This window comes from Streptomyces sp. NPDC024632, from assembly GCF_055559175.1.
The window spans coordinates 234,374-240,813 of the sequence record NZ_JBVHLD010000002.1 but is presented as its reverse complement, the minus strand read 5'-3'; the positions used below and the strand labels follow the sequence as shown (position 1 = coordinate 240,813).

6 protein-coding genes are annotated in these 6,440 nt (G+C 71.1%); 4 read left to right on the top strand and 2 right to left on the bottom strand.

Features of this window, described 5'->3' with window-relative positions; genetic code table 11:
• Positions 1 to 245: 245 nt before the first annotated feature.
• On the bottom strand, positions 246 to 1,583 hold the full coding sequence (locus ACZ37P_RS04405; RefSeq protein ID WP_467344815.1) for a hypothetical protein: 1,338 nt from the start codon (positions 1,581 to 1,583) through the stop codon (positions 246 to 248).
• A 301-nt stretch (positions 1,584 to 1,884) separates the two neighbouring features.
• Between ACZ37P_RS04405 and ACZ37P_RS04400 the strand changes: the two genes are divergently transcribed.
• From ACZ37P_RS04400 to ACZ37P_RS04390, 3 genes are all read left to right on the top strand, one after another.
• Positions 1,885 to 2,220: a hypothetical protein gene (locus ACZ37P_RS04400; protein WP_401310484.1), complete on the top strand. Its 336-nt coding sequence runs from the start codon at positions 1,885 to 1,887 to the stop codon at positions 2,218 to 2,220.
• A gap of 55 nt (positions 2,221 to 2,275) precedes the next feature.
• On the top strand, positions 2,276 to 3,862 hold the full coding sequence (locus ACZ37P_RS04395) for a DHA2 family efflux MFS transporter permease subunit (RefSeq protein ID WP_355337808.1): 1,587 nt from the start codon (positions 2,276 to 2,278) through the stop codon (positions 3,860 to 3,862).
• A gap of 78 nt (positions 3,863 to 3,940) precedes the next feature.
• Positions 3,941 to 4,738: an ABC transporter ATP-binding protein gene (locus ACZ37P_RS04390; protein ID WP_467344813.1), complete on the top strand. Its 798-nt coding sequence runs from the start codon at positions 3,941 to 3,943 to the stop codon at positions 4,736 to 4,738.
• Between the two features lie 60 nt (positions 4,739 to 4,798).
• Here the strand turns inward: ACZ37P_RS04390 and ACZ37P_RS04385 are convergent, their stop codons facing one another.
• Positions 4,799 to 5,284 carry a MarR family winged helix-turn-helix transcriptional regulator gene (locus ACZ37P_RS04385; RefSeq protein WP_391162382.1) on the bottom strand — a complete coding sequence of 162 codons (486 nt, stop codon included), beginning with the start codon at positions 5,282 to 5,284 and terminating at the stop codon, positions 4,799 to 4,801.
• Between the two features lie 287 nt (positions 5,285 to 5,571).
• Here ACZ37P_RS04385 and ACZ37P_RS04380 point away from each other — a divergent pair, with 287 nt between their 5' ends.
• On the top strand, positions 5,572 to 6,255 hold the full coding sequence (locus tag ACZ37P_RS04380; RefSeq protein WP_391043333.1) for a TetR/AcrR family transcriptional regulator: 684 nt from the start codon (positions 5,572 to 5,574) through the stop codon (positions 6,253 to 6,255).
• Positions 6,256 to 6,440 lie beyond the last annotated feature (185 nt).

The following is a 6,440-nucleotide window of genomic DNA, read 5'->3' as shown; positions in this document are numbered from 1 at the left end:
TCTAACCCCCCCTCGCCGCTCTCACCGACAACCGCGCCCCCCCCCCCCCCCCCCTCACCCCCCCCCCCCCCCCCCCCCCGCCCCCGGCCGGGGGCGCGACGACGGACGCCGGTATGGGTGCCGGTGCCGACGACGAGGTCGTGCCGTTCGCCGAGCAGTTGGCGGCGCTCGGCGCGCGAGGGTGACGGCGCCACAAGAGTGACCGTGCGACGGAGCCGGGGCGAGGGACCCGACGACGGCGTCAACTACGACGTCAACGCCCCGGATCCGCGCTCACCCCCGCCGGTCGTATCAACGGCCGGACGCTCGTCCAGGAACTCGATGACCGCGAGCCCCGCCACCGTCACCAACGCGATCCAGAAGATCACCATGCCGGTCGGATACGGCCACAGCGCCAGGACCACCGACGCGACCGCGACGACGACCCACCGCAGCCAGACGCGGAAACGGTCCACCCACGGCCCCACCGGCCCGGTCGACCGCACCCCCGCCGCCTCCCGCACCGCCGCGATCCCCGACTCCCACATCGTCCGCACCCGTACCGCCCACTGCCCCGAACCGCTCAGCCACGCCCCCAGCGCCACCACCACCCCCAGGGTGATCACCATCCGAACGCTCGCCCGCAGAAACCGCACCACCTGGTCGTAGATCGCCGCGGCGGCCGCATGGTGCACATCGGGAGACAGGTGGTCGAGGTAGAAGGTGCGGAAGAGAGCGAGCGCGACGCCGAGTACGGCCACCCCCGCCGCGACACCCAGCGCGGCGGCGACCAGCGCGCGGCGACGCCGTACGGCCAGCAGCACCCCGGCGCCCGCGACGACGACGGTGACCACCGGCAGCCAGTCCCCGGCCAGTTGCAGCGCCCGGAAACCGGTCTTCACCCGCCCGATCTCGTCCGACTTCAGCAACGTGAAGTCGGTGTGCACGTCGGGCAGCCGCCCGGCGACCTTCAGCCCGCGGTCCACCAACTGCTGCTTCACCCCGGCCACCACGGGCGCGAGATCGAGCGTCACGGTGTTGTGCTCGACCTGCACCGCCGAATCGTTACTGCCGGTCAGCGCGTCGACGACCGTCGCGTGCGCCCTCCGGTTCAGCTCCTCCCAGATCGTCGAGAAGGCACTGCTCGACACGAACGTCGCCACCGTGCCGTGCACGAAATCCGTCACCCCCGACGTGATCGGGCCGCTGATCCCGCCCAGCGCCGCCTTCACCCCCGGCAGATCCGAGGGCGCCACGCTCGACAGCAGCGAGTCGAGGTCGATCCGGTCCATGACGGCCGCCGTCACCTGATCGGTGACGGCCCTCCGCACCTGCGGGTTGTCGGCGAGCGGCGCCATCGTCGCCACATAGCGGTCGGTGTTGCCGACGATGTCGGCGGCCCACACCGCCACGGCGCCGAGCGGAGCCAGTACCGCGGCCAGTGTGATGAGCAGCGCGGAGAAGAACGACCGCACCCGGTGCCGCGATCGCGACACCGCCAACCGCGCCCGCAGCGCCGTCAACTCCGCGCGCTCGTCGTCACCCAACGGTCCCGACCCTGACGCGCCGTCCCCGGCGGCGGGTCCGTCGGCGGTCGCCGCCATCCACGTACCCCCTGCCTGTGCGAGTGCCGCCCGACCGGGCCCGTTCCTCTCAGGGAACGTGCTGCCGGGCGGGTGCGCGCGCGGAGTTGGTACGTCAGGGTTGTCGCCAAATCGCCTTTCGCGCGGTGTGTGACGGTGTGCGGCGCTACCTCAGCGCACGCGGTCGCGCTCATTGGGTCGCGCCATTCGGGTGACGACGCGTTAGTCCTATGGGATGGGCGGTTACTGATCGTTGTGTCGGTGCCGCAGACCCGGTGAAGCGCGGGTCGCGCGGCGGTCAGGTTCGTGAAGGGCGCACCGCGTGATCACCACCCGTCTGCTGCTGGACAGGACAGGCACGGCCACCGCCGTGCGGTTCCCGGCCGCGCGGACGACGCCCGCCCACGCCGCCACCGCGGACCGCGGAGCGGCCGACCACTCCGTGACCGTCATCGCCACCCGGGACGGTCGTCCGATGGCGGTCGCGGTGGACTCCAGGGCCTTGCGGGCGACCACCGCCGCGGACGCGACGACCGACACCGAAGACGGAGGAGCCGCCGCGGTTCCGGTACGGGGACCGGACCGCGGCGGCTCCTCGGCACTGCCCAGGGCCCTTGCGCCGTCCGGGCGACGGCTTCCCGCGTGGCGAGGCCGCTGAGCTGCGCCTAGCGTGGAGTCCCCGGGGGGTGGTCGCGCCAAGGGAGAACTCCGTCATGGCCCGTAGCAGCCCGGACACCTCCGCTTCCGCCGCCGGCCTCGGCGGCGGCCCACAGCCCGACGGGAAGCCGGGCCGCAGCAGTGTCGTCGGCACCCCCTCCCACCGCTGGTGGGTACTCGGCGTGATCGGCCTGGCGCAGCTCATGGTGGTCCTCGACGCCACCATCGTGAACATCGCGCTGCCCTCCGCCCAGACGGCCCTCGGCTTCACCGACGGCAACCGTCAGTGGATCGTGACGGCGTACGCCCTCGCCTTCGGCTCGCTGCTGCTGCTCGGCGGCCGTCTCGCCGACCTGGTCGGCCGCAAGAGGGTCTTCCTGATCGGCCTGACCGGCTTCGCGCTCGCCTCCGCGATCGGCGGCGCCGCCCCCAACTTCGGCGTACTGGTCACCGCCCGCGCCCTCCAGGGCATGTTCGGCGCCCTGCTCGCCCCCGCCGCCCTCTCCTTGCTCACCACGACCTTCACCATCCCCAAGGAGCGCGCCAAGGCGTTCGGCATCTACGGCGCCATCGCGGGCGCGGGCGGCGCCGTCGGTCTGCTGCTCGGCGGTGTGCTGACCGAATACCTCGACTGGCGCTGGTGCCTGTACGTCAATCTGATCTTCGCCACGATCGCGTTCATCGGCGGCGTACGACTGCTGCAAGGCGGCACCCTGCCCGACCGTCCCAAGCTGGACATCCCCGGCACCGCCCTGGTGTCGGCCGGCCTGTTCTGCATCGTCTACGGCTTCTCCAACGCCGAGAAGCACCCTTGGAGCTCGCCGCAGACCTGGGGCTTCCTGGTGGCGAGCGTCGTCCTGCTGCTCGCCTTCGTCACCTGGCAGCGCCGCGCGGCGCACCCCTTGCTGCCGCTTCGGGTGGTGACCGACCGGGACCGGGGCGCGTCGTTCCTGGCGATGTTCATCTCCGGCGGCGGGATGTTCGGCGTCTTCCTGTTCCTGACGTACTACCTCCAGCAGAGCCTGCACTACTCGCCGGTCTCCACCGGACTCGCCTTTCTTCCGATGATCGCCGTGATGGTGGTGACGTCGGTGACCACCACCAATGTGCTGGTGCCGCGCTTCGGCGCCAAGCCGATCGTGCCGACCGGCATGGCCCTGGCCGGCGTCGCCATGGCGTGGCTGACCGCGCTCGACCTGCACAGCACCTATCCCGCGCACGTACTGCCGCCGCTGCTGATCCTCGGCCTCGGCCTCGGCTCGATCTTCGCCACGGCGATGAACCTCGCCACTGCGGGCGTACAAGCGCGTGACGCGGGTGTCGCGTCCGCCATGGTGAACACCTCGCAGCAGGTCGGCGGCTCCGTCGGCACCTCGCTGCTGAACACCCTCGCCACCAGCGCCGCCGCCAGCTACGTGGTCGGCAAGCAGAACACTCCCGCCGTCGCCGCGCAGGCCCAGTTGCACAGCTATTCGACCGCCTATTGGTGGGCGGCGGGCTTCTTCGCCGTCGGCACCGTGGTGACGGCCTTCCTCTACCGGCGCGGCAAGCCGCGCGCCCTGGCGCAGCCCAGCACGCTGCCCGACGATTCGCCCGCACCAGGTGACGCCGAACCCGACGCCCCGCCCGCCGCACATATGTGACGCCTCCCTCCCGCGCACGGCCGCTCACATCGTGGAATCCCGGGGCGTGAAGGTGGCGGATACAGCTACCGTGCCGTCATGACAGCCAACACCGTCGTGGCCGCTCTCGGCGCCGTCAGCGTCCGCCGCTTCACCACCGGCCAGGTCATCCTCGACGACGTCAACTGGACCGTACGGTCCGGCGAGCACTGGGCGCTGCTGGGCGCCAACGGCGCGGGCAAGACGACGATGCTGCGCCTCATCGGCGCCCTCATGCATCCCACCTCCGGCACAGTCGACGTGCTCGGCCACCGCCTCGGCCGTGTCGACATGCGCGAATTGCGCGCGCACATCGGCCTGGTGTCGTCCTCACAGAAGGTGCCGCTCGACGCCACCGCCCACACCGTCGTCCTGACCGGCCACACGGGCACCGTGCAGCCGCTGTGGCGCAAGTACGACGACGAGGTCCGCGAGCGCGCGCACGAGCTGCTGGCGGAGCTGGAGATCAAGGATCTGGCGGACCGGGCGTACGGGGTCTGCTCCGGCGGTCAGCGGGCCCGCGTTCTGGTCGCGCGGGCGCTGATGGCCGACCCGGCACTGATGCTCCTCGACGAGCCCTTCAACGCGCTCGACCTGCCCTCCCGCGAGGACCTGATCGACGCCATGCACCGCCTCGCGCTCACCCGTACGGCTCTGGCGACCATCACCGTCACCCACCACCTGGAAGAGCTGTCGCCCGCGATCGGGCACGTACTGCTGCTCAAGGAAGGACGGGTGCTGACGTCGGGGACCGCGCGGCAGGTGCTCACGGCCGAGTCGATGACCCAATGCTTCGGGCGGCCGATCGAGGTCAGCAGGCACGAGGGACGGTGGCTCGCCCGCTCCGGCCGGCGCTGACCGTATGGGGTGACTTCACGGGCGCGAGGTTGACGCTCCCGCGGTCGGTGACCGACCGTTTCAGCGCAGCCAGGGCAGGTCCGCGCGGTCCGGCTGGTGCAGGCCCTCGGCGATGATGCGGGAGATCTCCCCGAGCTGCGCCGTCTGCTCGGGGGTGAGCCGGTCGAAGATCGCGGAGCGGACGGCGGCGACGTGACCGGGCGCCGTACGCACCACCTCGTCGTAACCGGCGTCGGTGAGGACCGCGATCTGCCCGCGGCGGTCGGAGGGGCAGTTCTCGCGGCGCAGCCACCCGTTCCCCTCCAGGCGGGCGACGGCGTGCGACAGCCGGGAACGGGTGATCTTGGCGCGCTCGGCGAGCTCCGTCATGCGCATACTGCGGCCGGGCGTCTCGGAGAGCGTGCTGAGCAACGCGTAGTACATGTGCGGCATGCCCGCGTCACGCTGGAGCTGACGGTCGAGGTGGTCTTCCAGCAACGTCGTGGCGTGCAGGAACGCCCGCCAGGTCGCCTGCTCGTCTTCGGTCAGCCATGTCATGGCGTTCATGGTACGTGCACTTCTTGAAGCTTCAATAAAATGGCGTGTCCCGCCGTCGGTCCGCGACCGGGCGCGTCCGGCTCGTACGACCGGACGCCTCTTTGGTGAAGCCTCCCGCCAACCCCGCCAACCCCGCCAATCGCGTGACGCAGGTCACAAGCGTGACGGGAAATATCCGGGGACGCGCTCCCCGTTTAGACCAGGTGACCGCGAAACGGGGAGTGCCTGTCCGTTTCAACGACGGGGCCCGTACCCCCGTGAACGACCGCTGGATCGATCGGAAGGAGCCGCCCGCCGTGAGCCTCGACACTGTTGGTACGACCAGCGCCACCGCAACCACCAGCAGCACCAGGCCGCGCGCCGTGCGGCTGCGCGCGGACGCCACACGCAACCGCGAGCGCATCGTCGCCGCCGCCCGCGAGGCCATCGTGGAGTTCGGCCCGGACGTGCCGCTCGACGACGTGGCGCGCCGCGCGGGAGTGGGGAACGCCACGCTCTACCGGCACTTCACCGACCGCGCCGAACTGATCCGCCAGGTCACGCTCACCGTCATGGCCACGACCGCCGAGCGGGCCGAAGACGCCCTCGCTCAGGAGCCCGACGCCTTCGCCGCGCTGCGCCGCTTCGTCTTCGAAGCGGCCGAAGAGCGGATCGGGGCGCTGTGCCCGATGCTGTCGGACGCCTTCGACCGCCAGGACCCCGCCGTCACCCAGCAGATGGAACGGCTGGAGCGGTCGGTCAACGCCATCATGGAACGCGCGCAGAGCGCGGGCCTGCTCCGTACCGACATCGCCGTCGGTGACCTGATGGTCGCCCTGACGCAGCTCACCCGGCCGCTGCCGGGCACCGGCTGCATGGGCTTCGACCGCTTCGTCCACCGCCACCTGCAGCTCTTCCTCGACGGGCTGCGCGCCCCCGCCGGATCCGTACTCGTCGGGACGGCGGCCACCCTGGAGGACCTCAAAGCCGGAAACAAATAGTTCGCAACGCCCATGAACCGGGCGATAACGTAGGGAAGTTCGCCGACTTACCGAAGCGCAGTTCTCGGCCGCTCGACCGATGAACACCGCGACCGGATCCCGGACCACGATCCGCATCGTCCGGCGCCAGCTCGATGACACACGTCCCCACGTCCTGTCACTCCGCATCCATTAGTGAGATCAGT